General features: G+C 62.6%; 18 protein-coding genes and 1 tRNA gene. 8 read left to right on the forward strand and 11 right to left on the reverse strand.

Annotated features, from left to right (window positions below; translation table 11 throughout):
* Positions 1-110: 110 nt before the first annotated feature.
* The 3 genes from ACR9Y2_RS10060 (at position 111) to ACR9Y2_RS10070 (ending at position 4,425) form a co-directional block, all read left to right on the forward strand.
* Positions 111-1,385: a Gfo/Idh/MocA family oxidoreductase gene (locus ACR9Y2_RS10060; RefSeq protein ID WP_435041036.1), complete on the forward strand. Its 1,275-nt coding sequence runs from the start codon at positions 111-113 to the stop codon at positions 1,383-1,385.
* A 132-nt stretch (positions 1,386-1,517) separates the two neighbouring features.
* On the forward strand, positions 1,518-3,104 hold the full coding sequence (locus ACR9Y2_RS10065) for a S8 family peptidase (protein ID WP_435041038.1): 1,587 nt from the start codon (positions 1,518-1,520) through the stop codon (positions 3,102-3,104).
* A gap of 31 nt (positions 3,105-3,135) precedes the next feature.
* Positions 3,136-4,425 (forward strand): hypothetical protein, encoded by a 1,290-nt coding sequence (locus tag ACR9Y2_RS10070; RefSeq protein WP_435041040.1) that lies wholly within the window; start codon positions 3,136-3,138, stop codon positions 4,423-4,425.
* 6 nt (positions 4,426-4,431) lie between these two features.
* On the opposite strand, the gene ACR9Y2_RS10075 is transcribed toward ACR9Y2_RS10070, so the two are convergent.
* The 3 genes from ACR9Y2_RS10075 to ACR9Y2_RS10085 all read right to left on the reverse strand — a co-directional run bounded on the left by ACR9Y2_RS10075 (position 4,432) and on the right by ACR9Y2_RS10085 (position 6,896).
* Entirely contained in the window at positions 4,432-5,013 is a 582-nt protein-coding gene (locus ACR9Y2_RS10075) for a hypothetical protein (protein WP_435041041.1), read from the reverse strand.
* A 10-nt stretch (positions 5,014-5,023) separates the two neighbouring features.
* Positions 5,024-5,845 carry an SDR family NAD(P)-dependent oxidoreductase gene (locus ACR9Y2_RS10080; protein ID WP_435041042.1) on the reverse strand — a complete coding sequence of 274 codons (822 nt, stop codon included), beginning with the start codon at positions 5,843-5,845 and terminating at the stop codon, positions 5,024-5,026.
* Between the two features lie 61 nt (positions 5,846-5,906).
* Positions 5,907-6,896: a diguanylate cyclase domain-containing protein gene (locus tag ACR9Y2_RS10085; protein WP_435041044.1), complete on the reverse strand. Its 990-nt coding sequence runs from the start codon at positions 6,894-6,896 to the stop codon at positions 5,907-5,909.
* Between the two features lie 197 nt (positions 6,897-7,093).
* Between ACR9Y2_RS10085 and infA the strand changes: the two genes are divergently transcribed.
* The 5 genes from infA to ACR9Y2_RS10110 all read left to right on the forward strand — a co-directional run bounded on the left by infA (position 7,094) and on the right by ACR9Y2_RS10110 (position 11,340).
* Positions 7,094-7,312, forward strand: coding sequence for a translation initiation factor IF-1 (infA, locus tag ACR9Y2_RS10090; protein ID WP_194447005.1), 219 nt, complete (start codon positions 7,094-7,096; stop codon positions 7,310-7,312).
* Between the two features lie 95 nt (positions 7,313-7,407).
* Entirely contained in the window at positions 7,408-8,532 is a 1,125-nt protein-coding gene (gene wecB, locus ACR9Y2_RS10095) for a non-hydrolyzing UDP-N-acetylglucosamine 2-epimerase (protein WP_435041045.1), read from the forward strand.
* Between the two features lie 104 nt (positions 8,533-8,636).
* Positions 8,637-9,683, forward strand: a complete 1,047-nt coding sequence (locus ACR9Y2_RS10100; protein WP_435041047.1) for an AAA family ATPase — start codon at positions 8,637-8,639, stop codon at positions 9,681-9,683.
* Between the two features lie 171 nt (positions 9,684-9,854).
* Positions 9,855-9,922 (forward strand) — tRNA-Asp (locus tag ACR9Y2_RS10105).
* Between the two features lie 302 nt (positions 9,923-10,224).
* Positions 10,225-11,340 carry a slipin family protein gene (locus tag ACR9Y2_RS10110; RefSeq protein WP_435041048.1) on the forward strand — a complete coding sequence of 372 codons (1,116 nt, stop codon included), beginning with the start codon at positions 10,225-10,227 and terminating at the stop codon, positions 11,338-11,340.
* 27 nt (positions 11,341-11,367) lie between these two features.
* Here ACR9Y2_RS10110 and ACR9Y2_RS10115 read toward each other — a convergent pair whose 3' ends face one another.
* The 8 genes from ACR9Y2_RS10115 to rpsP form a co-directional block, all read right to left on the reverse strand.
* Entirely contained in the window at positions 11,368-15,228 is a 3,861-nt protein-coding gene (locus tag ACR9Y2_RS10115; RefSeq protein ID WP_435041049.1) for a response regulator, read from the reverse strand.
* 255 nt (positions 15,229-15,483) lie between these two features.
* Entirely contained in the window at positions 15,484-15,822 is a 339-nt protein-coding gene (locus tag ACR9Y2_RS10120; RefSeq protein ID WP_435041050.1) for a hypothetical protein, read from the reverse strand.
* Positions 15,819-16,433: a ribonuclease HII gene (locus ACR9Y2_RS10125; RefSeq protein WP_435041051.1), complete on the reverse strand. Its 615-nt coding sequence runs from the start codon at positions 16,431-16,433 to the stop codon at positions 15,819-15,821. The genes ACR9Y2_RS10120 and ACR9Y2_RS10125 overlap by 4 nt, the downstream gene beginning before the upstream one ends.
* 17 nt (positions 16,434-16,450) lie before the next feature.
* Complete coding sequence (gene rplS / locus ACR9Y2_RS10130; RefSeq protein WP_435044846.1) at positions 16,451-16,807, reverse strand: 50S ribosomal protein L19; 357 nt, start codon at positions 16,805-16,807, stop codon at positions 16,451-16,453.
* Positions 16,808-16,823: 16 nt separating this feature from the next.
* Positions 16,824-17,570, reverse strand: coding sequence for a tRNA (guanosine(37)-N1)-methyltransferase TrmD (gene trmD / locus ACR9Y2_RS10135; protein WP_435041052.1), 747 nt, complete (start codon positions 17,568-17,570; stop codon positions 16,824-16,826).
* Positions 17,567-18,163, reverse strand: a complete 597-nt coding sequence (rimM, locus tag ACR9Y2_RS10140) for a ribosome maturation factor RimM (protein ID WP_435041053.1) — start codon at positions 18,161-18,163, stop codon at positions 17,567-17,569. The genes trmD and rimM overlap by 4 nt, the downstream gene beginning before the upstream one ends.
* An 11-nt stretch (positions 18,164-18,174) precedes the next feature.
* On the reverse strand, positions 18,175-18,405 hold the full coding sequence (locus ACR9Y2_RS10145; RefSeq protein WP_194447000.1) for a KH domain-containing protein: 231 nt from the start codon (positions 18,403-18,405) through the stop codon (positions 18,175-18,177).
* Between the two features lie 97 nt (positions 18,406-18,502).
* Positions 18,503-18,760: a 30S ribosomal protein S16 gene (gene rpsP, locus ACR9Y2_RS10150; RefSeq protein ID WP_228486242.1), complete on the reverse strand. Its 258-nt coding sequence runs from the start codon at positions 18,758-18,760 to the stop codon at positions 18,503-18,505.
* Positions 18,761-18,773: the final 13 nt, after the last annotated feature.

Consider the following 18,773-nt stretch of genomic DNA (forward strand, 5'->3'; position numbering starts at 1 on the left):
CTCAGATGCTCCAGGAGGGATTTGCGTTGCCGAACCTGGCCCCGGTTCCTGTATGCTGGTGCGTTGGGGACAAACGGGCCTTTTCTTTAAGTAAGTAAGGAGATGAATAGATGAGCCAGGAACTCTCGAGACGTAACTTTGTAGCGAAAGCAGCCGCTCTGGCCGCTGCTCCGGCCGTGCTGCCGGCGCTGGGCGCCAACGACAAGATCTCGCTCGGCGTGATCGGTACGGGAGGCCGCGGCTACTATCTATCCCAACGCGCCTATGCCGGCAACGCCGGCCGCTTCCAGATCAATGCCGTCTGCGACACCTACTCCGGCAACCTGAACCGCGCCAAGGACCTGGTCCAGACACAGGGCAAGAATACCGCCAAGACGTTTGTCGACTACAAGGAACTGCTGGCCGACAAGTCGATCGACGCCGTCATCATCGCCACGCCGGAGCATCTCCACAAGACGATGCTGCTGGACGCCCTCGCCGCCGGCAAGAATGTCTACGTCGAGAAGCCGCTGGCCCACACCGTGGAAGAGGCGCAGGAGATCATGCGCGTCGTCTCCAAGTCGAAGAGCGTCGTGCAGGTGGGTACGCAGAATCGCTCCAACAGCCTGTATCAGATGGCCAGGACAATGATAGGGCAGGGCCTCATCGGCGACTGCCATTACGTCCGCGCCTTCTGGTACCGCAACGCGCTGCCCAATGGCGGAGCCGCCTGGCGTTACCCCATGCCGCCCGAAGCGACGCCCCAAAACACCGACTGGAATAAGTTCCTCGGCTCCGCGCCCAAACGCGAGTTCAACAAACCCCGCTACTTCCAATGGCGCCTGTATTGGGACTATTCCAGCGGCATCGCCACCGACCTGATGGTCCACCAGACCGACATCATCGCCTATGTGATGGACCGCCACTTCCCCTCCTCCGTTGTCGCCACCGGTGGAATCAATCGCTGGGTCGACGGCGATGACCGCGACGTGCCGGATACCTGGAGCGTTCTGCTGGACTACCCCGAGAGCAAGTTCCATGTGAACTACTCCAGCTACCTGGGCAGCGACCACTTCGGCTACGGCGAGCAGTTCTGCGGCAACGAAGGCACCATCGAGATCAGCAAGCGCTCGACCTTGAACTTCTACCCCGAGAACTACAACGGCGTCTCCGACATCGTGAAGGCCCGCAAGGAACTTTCCATCACGATTCCGAACAACGACCACCTGGCGGTCGAGGCCCATATTCGCAATTTCTTCAATTCGATCCTGGGTGTGGAGAAGCCCATCGCTCCTCCGCAGGCCGGCTACGAAGCGGCCATCCCCGGGTTCCTTTCGGTGATGAGCTATCGCACCGGCAAGAAGATGCTTTGGGACGCGAAGAACGACAAGTACTCCGCCGCCTAAATCATTCGAAAGTAACGAAGAGCCCCGCTGCTTCCCCAGTGGGGCTTTTTCGCGTCCAGACCGGCTCTCCTATGTCCGTATTCTCTGGCATTTCGCGCTAGGAAGGGATATAACCGTCTCACTGGATGCAACATGCCTGATCTCCCTACGCCCGGATTCTCGGACGACAACAGCCGTTTAAACGAATCGCTGGCGAAGTCCATCATTACCGAGCCGCTCTATGGCAAGATCCGCCGGGAGGCTTCCGGCCAGGCCACACCGCCGCCGCAGGGTCACCGGGTGATCATTGAAGTGAACCTGGAGTACGCCGCGGGCCGGCAAGCCGCCGTTCAGGCCACCGCGGATATGGTGGCGAAGGTCCTGGTGCCCCCGGTAGCACCGCCGGTGGGGGGTGCCGATCCACTGCCCGCGCCAGGTTCCCACCTGGCTACACCGTCTCCCACGCTGCCCTTCCTCTTCGCCCAGCTCATGTGGTGGCAGATCTTCGAACTGGTGGAGTTGAACGAAAAGGCGGGGGACGATCGCCGGCGTCGCCCGATTTACCACATCTGGGACGATCACCAGGTGTCCACGATGATCGTGGAGTCAGTCAGGACCGTGAAGGCGGATGCCGCCCGCGTGGCCTTTGGCGCGCGGGGCCAGGGCATTACCTGGGCCGTCCTCGATTCCGGCATCGACGCCTCGCACCAGCACTTCAGCTCGGATTACAAGAACCTGAAGTTGGAACTGCCGCTCTCCCATTGGGATTTCACAGGATTGAGTCCGGTGGCCGTCGAACTGCCTGTGGATCCCTATGGCCACGGCTCGCATGTGGCAGGCATCATCGCCGGCAGCTATACTCCTCCCCCGGAGCCCGCACTGGCGCCCGCCATCAGCTTGGCCGCCAAGCGGCAGGAATCGGCCGGCGGTGTCGGAGCCGCGGGCGTCCAGTACACCAGGTACGAGATGGGCAAGACGCCTTACACCGGCATCGCGCCGGCTGCACGGCTGGTCAGCCTGCGGGTGCTCGACGAGGCTGGCAAGGGCCGCGCCAGTTCCATCATTTCCGCCATTGAGAAGATCCTCGAGATCAACGACTACGGCCGCTACCTGCTCATTCACGGAGCCAACCTCAGCGTTGGCTATGCCTTTGAGCCGGAATGGTTTGCTTGCGGCCAGAGCCCGCTGTGCGTGGCCGTGAACCGCCTGGTTCGTTCCGGAGTGGTGGTTGTTGTGGCGGCCGGCAATACCGGCTACGGCCTCAACCGCGTGCAGTTCGCCGGACCCGGATCCGCCGGCCTGATGGTGAGCATCAACGATCCCGGCAACGCGCAGGACGCCATCACGGTGGGTTCCACCCATCGTGATTCCCCGCATGTCTATGGGGTTTCTTACTTCTCGTCGAAGGGGCCCACAGGCGACGGCCGCCTGAAACCCGACCTTGTGGCTCCCGGCGAGAAGATCCAATCCTGCGCCGCCGGCAAGCTGCTGGCGCAGACGGGGGTGCCCATCACACCCGCTGAGCAGCCTCGGGCGTACCTGGAGAACAGCGGCACCAGCATGGCCGCCCCACACGTCTCCGGCGCCGTGGCCGCCTTCCTGTCCATCCGCCGTGAGTTCATTGGCCAACCCTCGGTGGTCAAAAACATCTTTCTCGACTCCGCCACAGACCTCGGCCGCGAGCGCTATTTCCAGGGCCGCGGACTGCTGGACCTGATGCGGGTCATCCAGTCGGTCTGATCTTTACTGAAGTTTATCGGAGGTGTTCGTTATGGCTTTTCCCGGGAATCTGTCAAACTTCCCATTCTTTCCCTTGCAGTTCGACAAAGACGCCCAAACGGTGGATCCGGGTGAGGAGCAGGCGCTATCCACCTGGCTGCAATCACAGGGGCCGGTGGACCTGATTGTCATCTCCCACGGCTGGAACAACGACGAGCAGGATGCGCTGGATCTCTACAAGCGCATGTTCGCCGCCTTCCGGTCTGTACTCGACAAGAATCAGGTTCCGGCCATGGCCGGCCGCACGATCGCCGTCGCCGGGGTCTTCTGGCCCTCGAAGAAGTTTGCGGACGACGAGAACATTCCCGGAGGGGCCGCCAGCGCCCAGGCCGTGGATCCGCTGGCCGATGCGTTCGCCGGGGCCTCGGCGGCGGCTGACCCCGCCCTCCTCTCCCGCCTGCAGGAGTTGATGGCGCAGGAGAATCTGAGCATCCCGGAGCGTGACGAAGCGGTGGGGTTGCTGCGCCGGCTTCTGGCCGCCGTCCCGCCCAGCGCGGAAGAGGGTTCAGCCAACGTCCAGGCCGCGGCCGCGGATGGCGGCACATTCAGCAATGAGGTCTTCCTGCAACAGTTGACCGGCGAGGGCGAAGCAGCTGCGGCCGGACCCGACTCGGGCGGCGCGGCAGGGCTGTTCTCCAGTAGCCTGGATGATCTGACCGGAGCCGTGCGCACCGGCCTGAACCTGTTTACTTTCTATACGATGCGCGAGCGGGCCGGCCTGGTGGGCCTGAACGCCCTGAATCCGCTGCTGGCGCGCATCGCCAGCCATGCGAATGTCCGCATCCACCTGATGGGCCACAGCTTTGGAGCACGCCTGGTGACCGCCGCGGCGGCCGCCGGCGGGCGGTTCCACCCCAAGTCGATGACCCTGCTGCAGGCCGCCTTCTCGCAGTACGGTTTCTCGACTCTTTACGACGGTCACAGCAATGGCGCATTCCAGCACGTGCTGCTGCAGCAGCGGATCGAAGGGCCGGTGCTGATCACGCATACGAACAATGACCACGCGGTCGGCTGGGCCTACCCGATTGCGGCCAGGCTGAAGAGCATCATCGCGTCGTCCATCGACGGCGGCCCCAATGACCCCTACGGTGGGATGGGTCGCAACGGCGCCCAAAAGACACCCCAGGCATTATCCAAGACGCTGCTCGCCGCAGGGACGGCTGGGTACAGTTTCCCGGCGTCGGGCGGAGTGCTGAACCTGGAGTCGACGACGTTCGTCAACGGGCACTCGGGCATCGCCAACGAGGCGGTTGCCTATGCTGTTCTCAGCGCCATGGCTTAGCTGCGGCTAACGGATGGTGACCACGAAATCGACATCCAGGATGACAGCGTCCTTCGACAGCTTCACCTGACGGAAATCGAAACCTGAAAGGTCGCGCAGGTAGCCGGCCTTCGGGTCTTTCTGCTCCAGCAGTTCGCGGGCCCGGCCTGTGATGTCCAGGCCGAACTCCTTCTCGAGGCTGGATCCCAACGCTTTGCGCACCTTGCGGATGTAGTAGGAATCCTTGCCGCCGGTGTCCACTTTGACGTCGGCCAGGACGAGTACCCCACGCTTCACCAAAGGGGTAGCAACAATAGTGAGGTCGAACGCGTCGCCCACGCCCATGCAGCGGCTGAAGACATCCCAGGCCGTACGGCCGGAGAATTTGGCTTTGATGGTGAGCTGGCCGTTCCACTCACCCACCTGCGGATTCTCAAGGTAGGCATAGTCGCAGCGCTTCGACTTGTCGCCGCGCACATACTTTTTGCCTTCGACCGTGAAGACCTGATCCGCCATCATCTTACGGACCGCCGGAAACGAAATGCGGATCTCGGCGGCTTGCGCCGGGAGGGCCATCAGGGCGGTCAGGATCAGAAAGAACGCGCGCACTGCCTTGAAGCTATACCTTCTGCAAACGGCGCAACGTAAACATCTCGGCGTGCGCGTTGGCGTGTTCCAGTTTCTTCCAATCGTCGTGGATCGAGATCAGCTTTCCGCTGAGGTGGTTGGATCGTTCCGAGGCCAGGAACTGGGCGAGTTGGATCTGTTTGTCCGGCGCTGTGCCGCCGGTGGTCCGAACCTGGGTGGCGTCCTTGGCCTCTTTCCAGCCCGCGCGGTCGCCCGCTTCCAGGATCTCGTCGGTCAGGCTGGTATAGGTGGGCCCGGGATTCATGCAGTTCACCTGGACATTCGCCTCACGAACCTCTTCCGCCAGCGTTTCGGCGAATCGGACCAGGGCTGCCTGCGTAGCGCTATAGGCGCTGAAATTGGGCCGCGGGCCCTCGCTGCCCGGTCCGACGAGCAGGATGATTTTGCCGGCCCGGCGTTGCAGCATGGACGGCAACACGGCGCGGCAGGCGTTCATGGAGCCAACAACATTCGTGGCCGTCGCCTCCGCCCATTGGGCCGGTTGGCATTCCGCCAAGGGTCCGATGGAACCGAAAACCCCGTTGGCGCAGATGAGGAGATCGACTCCGCCGAATTGGACGGAGAGCCGGTCGACGGCTGCCGCCACCTGTTCATACTCCCGGACATCGGCCCGCAGGCGGAGGGAGGTCCCGCCGGCGTGCTCGATCTCGAGATTAGCCAGGTCCAACTCTGCTTTGCTGCGAGCCATCAGCCCGATACGTGCACCAGCGTGGGCAAATCCGATTGCCAGCCGTTTCCCGATGCCACGTCCCGCGCCGATGATGAGAATTGTCTTTTCTTTGAATTGGCGCACCGATCAAACTTCCCATCCAGATCCTAGCAGACTCGCTCCGGGTTGGAATCGGGATCGGCGATCATCTGTGCTTGCAGGTATAGAGGGACTCGTCGGCGCGGGTCATCAACTGATCAATGCTCTCGCCGGGACGGTATTCCGCGATACCGATCGAGAGCGTCAGGTGGAGCCGAAGCGGCTTGCCACTCACGCGGATGGAATAGTCTCCGCTCAGGCTCTGTTGAAGCAGCCGTGTTCGGGCCATAGCGTCTGCCAAGGTGCAAGGCAGCACCACTACAAACTCGTCGCCACCCCAGCGAGCAGCCAAGTCATCCTGCCTTAAATGGTTCCTCAGGCGGGCCGCGAAAGCGCACAACAATTCGTCCCCGGCGAGGTGCCCATGAATGTCGTTGATCAGTTTGAAGCGGTTGAGGTCGATCATCAGCAGGCTGAGCGGGGTGCCCGAGGCGGCGAGTTCGGACAACCGGTCGTGCAACAGCCGCCGGTTGTTGAGGCCCGTCAGTTGGTCCCGGTTGGCCGTGTCAACAACATCCCTCAGCCGCCGCCGGTAGCGATTCATTTCCTCGTCCAACTCCTGCACCATGCGCAGATTGTCCTCCCGCATCCGTGCGAAAAGGTCGTTCACATGCTTCGTCTCCTGGCGGATCCTCTCGCGAACCTGGTCGATCTCATCCAGTTGCAATGCCTCATCCAGGCCGGACGCAACTTTGCGCAATTGACCCTGGCTCTCCTCCTGACGTCCGCAGAGCGACAGCCGGGTGGAGGTCAGCATGGACAACACTTCGTTCAGATCGACGACGCCCGCCAGATGGCTGCGGATCCTGGTGGATGCCGCCGCGAGCTGGGTTTCCAGCCTGGCCCTGGCGTTCTCAAAGGCCTGTTCGTCCGGCTGGGCTCTCAGGGCGCCGGCCTCGGCATCCAAGCTGAGCGGCGCACCGCCCGATTTGCCGGCCAGGGGTGTAAATACATGCTGTTGCACGCCTTGCAAGGCGGAAAGGTAGCAACACAGCGCCTGCCGGAATTGTGCATTTAGGCCATCCAGGGAATCCATGCTTCTGCGTATACTTAACAGCGGCTTGCCCATTTGCCTGGCTCCGTCTCCACAGTTCGTATCGGCCTGGCCGGCCGCTCCTTGACGCATTCCGAGGGCTGCCATTTGGGATGGCCCGGTCGCGTTCTGGGCTATACTTGTGAATGCACGGTCCCCGTGAAGGGGGAAGTGTGCGCATTTCGCATGTTTGGAGGAAGATGAGCAAAGAAGATTGCATTGAAGTGACTGGCACGGTGGTGGAAAAGTTTCCCAGCGGCCTGTTTAGCGTTCAGCTGGATGCAGAGCGTCTCGTGCTGGCCCATCTGGCGGGCAAGCTGCGTCGTAACCGGATTCGTGTCCTGGCCGGCGATCGCGTCACCTTGGAGATGTCCCCCTACGACCTCACCAAGGGCCGCATTACCTACCGCCACAAATAGTCCTCAGTCCGTCCCCCATTTCCATTTCAGCCGCGCCGCCTGATCGCCGGTTCAGGCGCCGGAGTAGTGTTGCGTCGCAATCACAAGGAGTTGACATGCACTCTCCCAAGGTACTTGTTGTCTTCGGCACAAGGCCTGAGGCCATTAAGTTGTGCCCGCTTGTGCTGCACCTGCAGAGCCGTCCGGCGGAATTCCAAACCAAAGTCTGTATCACCGCACAACATCGGGCCATGCTCGACGCCATGCTGGAGCGTTTCGGGGTCCGTCCCGACCATGACCTGAACGTCATGCGGCCCAACCAGACGCTTTCCGGGTTGACCGCCCGAATCCTGGAGGGGCTGGAACCGGTACTGCAGTCGGAAGCCCCCGATCTGCTGATTACGCAAGGCGATACGACCACCACATTCGCCGCGTCGCTGGCTGCTTTCTATCACCGGGTGGCCGTTGGGCATGTGGAGGCGGGTCTGAGAACAGGTGACCTGGGCCAGCCGTTTCCAGAAGAGCTGAACCGCGTCCTGACCGGGCGGATTTCGGACCTGCATTTCGCTCCGACGCAGCGTGCGGCCGGCAATCTGTTGCGCGAGGGCGTGCCGGCGGAACGGGTTTTCACAACGGGCAATACCGGCATCGACGCGCTGCTCTATACGCGGGACAAGTTGCTTTCCGGGGCATGGCCGGGTTACAGCGGTCCGCTGCCCGATCCGGGCAGGCATTTCGTGCTCGTCACCGCCCACCGCCGCGAGAGCTTCGGTGAAGGCTTTGAAGGCATCTGCGAGGCGCTGGCCCGCCTCTCCGCGCGGGGCGACACGGAGATCGTCTATCCAGTCCATCCGAACCCCAACGTGCGTGGTGTGGTAGAGCGCAAGCTGAGCGGGTTGCCGGGCATCCGGCTGATCGAACCTCTGGATTATGTTCCGTTTATCGACCTGATGAGGCGGGCGGACATCCTGCTCACCGATTCGGGCGGCGTCCAGGAGGAAGGGCCGTCGTTGGGCAAGCCGGTGCTGGTGATGCGCGACAAGACGGAACGGCAGGAGGCGGTGGAATCGGGGACCGCCCTGCTGGTGGGTACGGACCCGGACAGGATTGAGTCCGAAGTGGCCCGCCTGCTCGATTCGGCAGAAGCCCGGAAGGCGTTCACACGATTTCAAAATCCCTTCGGAGACGGCCATGCATGCGGCCGGATTGCAGACGCAATCTCTTCATTCTTCAAGTCTTAGGCTGATCGATTAAATCTCGTAAATGTAGGTGCAGGGAGCCCTGCCTACGGCCTGGGATTTGGAGTGCTGCGCCTAGAATGCGCCAGGAGAAAGAAGAAATTCTCATGCGTACTTCGATTGAGGCGATCCGGCCCCGCGGGATGAACGCGGCGGGCTTGAGTGAATTAGCCGCGGGCTTACGGCGGCGGGTAGTGGGACAGGGCGAGGCGATTGCGGCGATTGTGCCGTACGTCGAACTCTTCGAATCGGGGCTGTCTCCGGCGGGGCGGCCGGCCGGGGTATTCCTGCTGTTGGGCCCCACGGGCACCGGCAAGACACGCACGGTGGAGGCGCTGGCCGAGACGCTGCACGGCAGTGAGCGTAACGTGTTGCGGATCGACTGTGGCGAGTTTCAACTGGAGCACGAGGTGGCGAAACTGATCGGTGCGCCGCCCGGCTACCTGGGCCACCGCGAGACGCAGCCCATGATCAGCCAGCAGAAGCTAAACGCCGTCGCGAGCGAACGCAGCGGCCTGTCGATCGTGCTGCTGGACGAGATCGAAAAGGCGGCCCCGTCGATGCGCCGCCTGCTGCTGGGCGTGCTGGACAAGGCGGCGCTGAAACTGGGCGACAACACCACGGTGAACTTCGAGCGCAGCCTGATCTTCATGACCTCCAACCTGGGGGCGCGCGAGATGATGGTGGAACTGCACGACCGTTTCGGCCTGGCGTCGGCTTTGCCATCAAGGGCCGATGCGAGAACACTCTGCCGGATCAGCACCGGCGCGGTGCGGAGGCGGTTTTCGCCGGAGTTTGTGAACCGGGTGGATGTGATGCTGACCTATCAGCCGCTCGACCGGGCGGCGACGGAGCAGATTCTGGACCTGCAGATCGAAGCGCTGGAGCGGCACATCGAGCAGCGGTTGGGTGCCGCGGCGTTCCGGCTGGAAGTGACACGGCCGGCGCGGGATTTCCTGATTGAGAGCGGCACCAGCGCGGAGTACGGCGCGCGGGAACTGAAACGCGCCATCCACAGGCACCTGATCCAACCAATGGCCAAGCTAGTCCTGGACCAAGCCATAGAAGCAGGCGAGGTCCTCTCCATAGCCGTAGGCGAGGACGGAAGCACGCTCCGCTTTGAATCGAAATGCCGGGGTGTGCGAGCAGCATAAATCGAAATTATTCACGCTGGGTTGTTGACTTATGTCGGCGGGTCTTTTATCATTGCAAAGGATAGAGGCGAATGCCTATGACGAATCATTGCCACAAGCCGAGGTTCACAACTCCTCGCTGGTGCGGCTTCTCTGAAGTACCGCATACCGGCATGGTCCGTCTATCCTCCACGATATAGCTCAAGGGTAGAGCAACGGACAGTCACTCCGTGGGTTACGGGTTCGAATCCCGTTATCACACCAAAGGGCTCCAAAAGGGCCCGCCAAGCACACAACACTGACCCCAGGCGCTGGTTCCAGCCGGAACCGTTCCCATTCCTCCCTCGGGCGGGCATGGATGCGGTGAAGGCAACGGCCGCTTCGCTTAGCGCGAAGGCAATGGCCGCCTGACCAGGCCGTCTGAGCCGGCCGGCAAGGAAAGCGGAGGTTCTGAATTTCCGCTCGAATTCCGGTCGAATTATACGGACAATCAGGCGCTGGATTTTCGCCCGCGAAGCGATCGTGGAGCCGCGCCCGGGGCTTGTTTTATCAGGAGGTAAGTATGTTCTGGAAGCGCATTACCGTCGGCGACCGCGAGCGGATCCTGGTGATCCGCGACGGCCGCTTCGACACGATCCTCGGCCCCGGCGAGCACAACCTGTTCGTCTCCCCGCTGACGCGGCTGGAGACGGTGGTTTGCCGCACGGACGGCCTGGTTTTCGACAGTGAGTGGAACCGGTTTCTGCTGAAGCAGCGACTGGACCTGATTGACGCCTTCTTCGTCCTGGTGGAGACCAGCGACGTGGAAGTGGCGATGGTTTCGGCCGACGGACGGCTGTTCCACGTATTGCCGCCCGCACGACGGGCTCTCTACTGGAAGGGCGAGGTCGAGGTGACGGCCGAGATCGTTGTGGTGATCGACACGCCCGAGGTTCCGGCGGCCAAACTGCCGGCTCTCGAGCGCCTGGGCTCCGCCGCACCCGTGACAGTTTCACGGGTGGCGGAGGGCCAGGCCGGCCTGCTCTATCTCGACAACAAGTTCACTCGCACTCTGGAAGCCGGCAAGTACGCTTTCTGGAATGCCTCGGGCGCACGCATCGAAACGATCGACCTGCGGCGCCAGACCATGGAAATTGCCGGCCAGGAGATCCTCACGCGCGACAAGGTTTCGCTGCGTGTGAACATCTCGGCCGAGTATCAGGTAGCCGATCCGGTGGTGGCGGCCCGCACCGCCAAGGATCCGGCCGCACTGCTCTACCGCGCCCTGCAACTGGCGGTGCGCCGCACGTTGGGCCACCGGACCCTCGACGAAGTTCTGGCCGACAAGACCGACGTCGATGAGCTTGTGGCGCAGGAGGTGCGCGAAGAGCTGGCCGCTTACGGCCTGCGCGTGGGCGCCATTGCGCTGAAGGATGTCATCCTGCCCGGAGAGGTGCGTGACATCCTCAACCAGGTGGTCACCGCCGAGAAGCAGGCGCAGGCCAACATCATCCGGCGCCGGGAGGAGACGGCGGCCACACGGTCGCTGTTGAACACCGCCCGGCTGATGGAGGAGAACCCGCTGCTGGTCCGGCTCAAGGAGTTGGAGACGCTGGAGCGGGTGGTGGAGAAGGTGGACCGCATCACCGTTTCCGACGGCCTGGCCGGCCTGCTGACCAACCTGGTGACAATCAAGTGAGCGCGACAAGTGAGCGGTCCGGGCCGCTCACTTTGTTTCAGTGACGAACGGCGCAGTGGAGTTCTCCACCGGAACACCGTGCGCGAATGACGCGACGACCGCCTGAAACTCCGCCAGCCGGATGGGTTTCGCGATATAACCATCCATGCCTGCATTGAGGCAGCGTTCGCGATCACCTTCCATGGCGCTGGCGGTCATGGCCACAATCGGGATATGGCCGCCGTTTTCGCGCTCCCACTGCCGGATCACCGCGGTGGCCTGCAGACCGTCCATCTCCGGCATTTCCGCGTCCATGAGGATGAGCGAGAACTGCTCTTTCCGCATCGCTTCCACCGCGATCTTCCCGTTGCCGGCCACTGTCACCTGGCAGCCACGCTTCTCCAGGAACTGTACGGCGAGCCGCTGGTTGATGGCATTGTCTTCGGCCAACAGGATCCTGAGGCCGGCCAACGATTGCGAGAATCGCTGGGGATCTCCGCCGTTCGCGGCGACGCTGGCCGGAATCTGAGCAGACACGGGCAGGACCGACCGTACCGCCAGGCGGGACGAGAGGACGCGTCCGAGCACGGCGCGCAGTTCCGAGCGGCGCACAGGTTTCGTCAGGTAAGAAGACAATTCCAATTCCCGGCAGCGGACGGCATCGCCCACTTTGCCTGCCGAGGTCAGCAGGACGATGGAAGTTTCCTGCAGCCGCTCATCCTGGCGGACGCAGCCGGCCAGGGTGAAGCCATCCATGTGGGGCATGTGCCCGTCGGTAAGTAGTAGCGGATAGGGCTCCCCGCACTGGTTGGCACGGCGTAGTTCGGCCAGGGCCGATTCGGCGTCGGACATCAGCGTGGGACTCATATTCCAGCTGGTGAGCGTGAGGTCCAGGATCCGCCGGTTGGTTGAGTTGTCATCCACCACCAGCACGCGTACCCCGGCGAGAGGATACGAGGACTCGGGTTCCGGGATCGCGGAAGTGGTGGATTTCTGCACCACCGCGGTGAAATGGAAGGTGCTGCCTTCCTCGGGGATACTTTCCACCCATAGCCGGCCGCCCATCATATTCACGAGCCGCGCCGAGATTGCCAAGCCCAATCCTGTGCCGCCGAACATGCGGGTGGTTGAGTTGTCGGCCTGCGCAAAGGCTTCGAAAATGACTTTCTGTTTGTCCTGGGGGATGCCGATGCCCGTATCCCGTACGGCAAAGTGGAGAACGCACTCGCCGGCCGCATCATCCTGTGAATCCACCATTGCCTTCAACTCGACCTCGCCAGAGGCCGTAAACTTGAGGGCGTTGCCCAGCAGATTCACCAAAACCTGGCGCAGGCGCGCCGCATCACCGATCACGACCTCGGGCAACCCCGACTCGAAGTCGCTGATCAGTTCGAGGTCCTTGGCGTGGGCGCGCAACGCAAAGGTGCGCAGGACGGTGTGAATGCTCTCGTGGAGGTCGAACTCCACACGATCGATCTCAATCTTGCCGGCCTCGATCTTGGAGAAGTCCAGAATGTCGTTGATGACCGTCAACAGGCCATCGGCTGAATCCTTCACCAGTTCGAGGTATTCGCGCTGTTCCTTGGCGAGATTCGTGTCGAGCACGAGCTCAGTCATGCCCAGCACACCATTCATGGGCGTGCGGATTTCGTGGCTCATACTGGCCAGGAACTCGCTTTTTGCCCGGCTGGCCGCTTCGGCGGCGTTCTTCAAGGTCTCTTCCTGGGTGAGTTTGACCTGGATAATCTCGGTCTGTTGCCGCACGCGCCGGCGTAGGATGAACACCCAGGAGAGCGCCAGCAGCGCCACCAGGCCAATCAACCCGAGGCCTTCGAACGTGCGTCGCACTGTCCACCACGGAGCGGTCCGCAGCACGTGGACATCCCCTGCGTCGCCCAGCAACAGAGAGAATGACTCGGGCCTGAGATCGTCGCTGCCGTCGGCGTGGATGGAGCAGATGCCGCGGAGCCGCAGCAGGCTGCCACGCTCCAGCGGAGGCAGGCGCGTCCCGAGATCCAATTTGGCCGGAAACAGCACGCGGCCCGATTGCATGACCAGCGTCTGGTCTACCTGGGTGACCACGCGGTCGACCAGCACCGCGTCCACTTGGACCAGTTGCAGGTCGTGAGCGTCTTCCAGGGCCTGGTCCGCCGTAACGTGCAGCGGCACGGGCGGCTGGCTGGAGCGGATGAGACGCAGTTCGGCATAGCTCATCAGCGGGCTGAACTCGCCCGGACGCGGCACGCCCGCCACGTCAACCACGTCTCCGGCATGCAGTTCCGTTTTCGGATGCTTCTCCACCAGCAGCCCCGCTGAGCCGTCGCTGAGGTAAGTTGGACCTTCCAGCTTCGACATCACCACCTTGCCGTAGACCCGGATGCGGTGCTCCGAACTGCCGTCCGGTGAGTAGCTCATCAGGTCTGAGAATGGCCGCGCGGGCTGTAGGAATGGATCCGCAGAGGGCTTTTCTACCGTGATGAAAGCAAGGGATGGAACCAGCAAGGAGATGCCTACCAACTGGCGCCGGAAGTTGAACCGTGAGCCGCACACCCCGCGCAGGCGGATAGTGGCGTCCAGCAGGCCGTGCGAGGGATTGAGCAGCCCGGGAATGCGCGCCTCGAAGCGGTGCGAGCCCCAGTTCAGTTCCAAAGTAGTGTCCGTGCCCGACACGCGTATGGCCTGCACGACGCCCCGGGCTTCCACCCAGTTGCTGTCCTCCTGGCCCGACAGCAGGTCGTCGATCTCGCGCCGGTGCGGCTGAGGCAGCGGCGCTTTCCCCAGCACCCGTACCTTGGGCGCCGCAATAATGGGTGCGAACTCGCCAGGACCAGTGATGCCTTCCACGGCGATGAGGTCCCCGGTTTGGAGAACCCGGCCGTCCAGGGAGTGGCCCGCGACGTAGATTCCGCCTGTCGAGTCCTGCACAAAGAGCGAGTAGCGCGAGACCTCGTGGGCAGTGACTACGGCATTCAGGCGGACGGGATAGCCCAGGGCGGCCTCCGCCGGTTGCATGCGGTGGATCTCCTCCACGTTCGTCAGTGTACGAAGGTGTGTCTGCGTGCCCGGATTGGCGGGATTGGCGACCGCACTGATGGGAATCAGCCGGGCGTCGGTCAGCACCAGGCGTCCCTCTTCCACCCCCAGGAAGCCGTGTGCTTCCGCCACGTCCGTGGGGCCGGATGGCGCGGCAAAGCCGGCGCGCAAGCGTAGACGGCCTGTCGCGTCGGAGAACTGGTCCCCTTCGATCCTGCCGCGCAATCGGACGCGATGAGCTGGCAGGTGATCCAAACCCTTGGAGAGGATGGACGCGATGGACTGCACCGGAGCGGAAGCGATGGGCACCGGAGGGCTCACCGTCTTGATGTCAGAGAGCCGGGAGACGCGCAACTTGGCGCGGCTGGGTTCGCCGCCAGGGTCGAAGCTGAGGCTGAGAACGCCACGAATCGCAACATCGGTGTCCACCAGTTCGGTATAGTCAGTGCCGCCGTGATTGACCACATAGGCGCTCACCTGCCGGTCTCCCGCCTGTAGTACGGCCTTGATGCGGCCCGTACCTTCGAGGCCAATGGACCGGATGACGCCACGCATCTCCACCAGGCGGTATTCCAGCTCCGGCCGGATGCGCTGTCCGGGCCCGATTTCAATTGCTTTGACCTCGGCGGTGTCGTCCAGGATGCGGACGCTGGGTTGAATGACCAACGGGCTGGGGCCGCCCGCGCCGGCCATGCCGGTGACTTCTACTCGCTGCCTGGGGTGCAAGCCGAGCGGCAGTTCCGCATTCTCGACGCGGACTCCGCCCGTTTCGTCCTGCAGGAACAGGGTCTTCCACGGCAGGTCGACGAAAGTGACGGTCCCCTGCAGCTTCACATGGACCTGACCTTGCAGCGCGGCCTGATCAAGATTCCGCAACTCGGAGATGCTCTTTACGGTGGTGCCTGTGCCCAGTCGGAAGGAGGAGCAATTCCACAGGAGGGAGCACAAGCATGCCAGTGCCACGCGGCACACCAGGCGACCGGCGCGGGTCTCAGTGCATACCACCACGCTTAGATATCGGACTAGTCAGTGGGGTACATGAGCCAATTTCGTACTGCGTACAAAACCTGGCCATCGGATAGGTATATTTTGCGGCGAGGCGCTGAGTCTTCGCTAAATCTTCACGAAGAATTATGGGCGGGCGAACCGGGAGAGACGCATTACTTCCAGGAAACCTAAGAAAATATTGAGGATCCCTAATCCGCTGACGGCTCCACGGAATTGCTGGCTGAGGAGGGTAGGCTGCCAGTCCGGGCGCAGTTGGAGGAGCCAATTCCTGCTCCAGTAGTTGTCGAGCCAGGGGTAGACCAGCAGGAATAAGCCGAGCTCAATGCAGAATACGCAGAACAGAACGGCGGCCGTTTTCTCCATCCAGGTGGCGCGGCGCGGGGTGGAGTGCCCCATCTCGTCCCGTTCGGGCGAGGCGCCGGTGGGGGAGGAATCTTCGGGATTGGGCAGGTCTGGGTTCATAGCGTACGTTGGAGTGCATGGAGCACGGGGGCATAGGAGCGGCGGTGCAGTTCGGTGGGGCCGAGCCGCATGAGCGCTTCCTTATGCTCTGCCGTGGGGTAGCCCTTGTGGCGGGCCAAACCATATCCGGGGTACTGCTCGTCCAGCATGCCGATGCACTCGTCACGGCCGACCTTGGCCAGGATGGAGGCGGCGGCAATTGCGCGCACCCGTGCGTCGCCCTTGATCAGAGCCTGTTGGGGGACCGGCCAGTCGACGGTAGTGGCGTCCACGAGAAGATAGTCGCAGGGCGGATTCAATGCTTCCACTGCACGGCGCATTGCCAGCCGGGAGGCCTGGAGGATATTGATCCGGTCGATCTCGGCGGCCGTGGCGGAGGCGACTGCCCAAGCCAGAGCCCGATCCCGAATCAGCACCGCCAGTTCCGTACGGCGTTCGCACACCAGCGTCTTGCTATCGGCAAGACCACGCAGAGGCTTGCCAGGATCCAGAATCACGGCCGCAGCAAAGACAGGCCCGAACAGGCAGCCCCGTCCGGCCTCGTCGACACCCGCAATCCTGACATAGCCCGTGCGCCGCACCTCGTCTTCCAACTGGTTGGTGCAACGCACGGGACGTGTATCCTGAACTAACCCTTGTGCTGGTCGCGCTCTTTAAGGCGGGCGGCCTTGCCGCGCAGGGCGCGCAGGTAATAGAGCTTGGAGCGGCGCACCTTACCGGAACGCATCACTTCGATATGGTCGATGACAGGCGCGTGGATGGGGAAGATGCGCTCGACGCCCTGGCCGAAGCTGATCTTGCGGACCGTGATGGTCTCGCCCAGACCGCTGTTCTTGCGCGCGATCAGCACACCCTCGAACACCTGCAGCCGCTCTTTGTCACCTTCCTTGATCTTCACGTGGACTTTGATGGTGTCGCCGATGTGAAGTACGGGGATATCGGTGCGCTTGTTCTTATTGAGGATCTTGTTCACGTAGGGGCTGATCATGGTCTTCTTCCTTCTAACCTTTCTTCACTACTCCATCCGGGTCCAGGACCGCCGCCCCCGAGGACAGCAGATCCGGCCGGAGCCGTTTCGTTTTCTCCAATGCCGCCTGCCGGCGCCACTTGCGGATTTCGGCATGATTTCCGCCCAGCAGAACTTCCGGCACGCTCCAGCCACGGAATGTTGCCGGCCGCGTATAGTGCGGACAGTCGAGGATGCCAGATTCCTCCCCGTCTTCCAGAGCCGAAAACGACTCCTGCCGGGAAGATTCCTCGTTGCCCAGTACACCCGGGATCAACCGGGCGACTGCGTCCACTACCACCGCGGCGGCTAACTCTCCGCCGCTCAACACAAAATCACCGATCGAGATTTCCTCGTCGGCCAAATGCTCACTGACCCGTTCGTCGACGCCTTCATAGCGTCCGCAGATCAGCAAAAGCTCGTCCAATTCCACAAAGCGCCGGGCGGTTCCCTGATGGAACACGGGACCCTGCGCCGAAAGCAGCGCCACCTTCTGCTTTTCCGGATTCCGGTTGGGCAGAATCGCCTCCACCGCCTCAAACAGCGGCTGAGGCTTCAGCACCATGCCTTCGCCGCCGCCGAAAGGACGGTCGTCCACGGTCCGGTGAAAGTCGTAGGTCCACGTCCGCAGATCGTGAATCTTGATCTGCAACAGGCCGGACTTATCCGCCCGAGCCACTACCCCATGCCCAAACGGTCCCTGGAAAAACTCCGGGAAGATGCTGAGCACATGGAAGATCATCGGACGTCACCGGGCACTTTCGGCACGGTTTTGTTCAACTCCAGCAAGCCGTCGGGCAGATCCACGCCCAGCCGCCGCTCCGCGGGATTGATTTCCACGCAGATGGAACGGGCGAAGGGGATCGAAAAGCTAGCCCCGGGTTCTCCGGGCTTTGCTCCCTCGGCCAAAACTTCCAGCAACTCCGGCCCGCCGAACTCCTGCCAGCCGGTGACCGTGCCGAGCTTGCGCCCGGTGGAACGGTCGAAAACCTCACAGCCGACCAGGTCGGCCATGTAAAACTCACCCTCATTAAGGGGCGGGCGATCCGACTTTCGAATCACCATCTCGCACCCTTGCAGAGGCTCGACGTCCTCCACGAAAGGCAATCCCGCAAAGGCTACCAGCAGGCCGCCCTTGTGGGGACGAATGCTCTCCACCTGCAGCGGTTCGCCACCCCGGACCCAGGCGCCCGACTGGTTTCTCAACCAGACCAGCGGCAGAGCCTGATAGCGCTCCACATCGTTCCAGCCCTCGGCGAGAATCTCGCCTTTCAGGCCGTGCGTGCGGGTCAACTGCCCAATCATCACCCCGTCATCCGGTGGTGAATCCGGCATGGAACTCCCCATTATTCAAGGATTTCCAGCGTGAAGCGGCGATTGACCTTCATTCCGGCGGCGCCCAGCAGGGTACGGACGGAACGCGCGGTGCGCCCCTGTTTGCCGATCACCTTGCCGAGGTCGCTGGCCGCAACACGCAGTTCGAGCACGGTAACCTGCTCGCCCTGCACTTCACGCACCTGGACTTCGTCGGGCGTGTCCACGAGCGCCTTCGCAATTTCCTCAACGAGATCTTTCATTCCAGACATTGCGAGGACCTCCCGTCCTGCCTCCGATCCTAACATGCTGAGGACACGTAGCAAACACGGCCCGTGCCGGGCGGAAAGCGGCAGCCTATTAGGCTGCGGGCTGTTCCACCGGAGCCGGGTTAGCCTTGACCAGGCGGGCGACGGTGTCGGACAACTGCGCGCCGCTCTTGGTCCAGTGCTCGATGCGGGCATGATCCAACTGGACCACAGCCGGGTCGGCGACGGGGTTGTAATGACCCAAAACCTCAATGGCCTTGGAGTCGCGGGCGCGATCCTTTTCGATCACAACCACGCGGTAAGTGGGCTTCTTCTTGGCGCCGAAACGCGCCAACCGAATCATCAACATGCGTTCTACTCTC

The organism is Paludibaculum fermentans (genome assembly GCF_051172195.1).
Classification (GTDB): Bacteria; Acidobacteriota; Terriglobia; order Bryobacterales; family Bryobacteraceae; genus Paludibaculum; species Paludibaculum fermentans_A.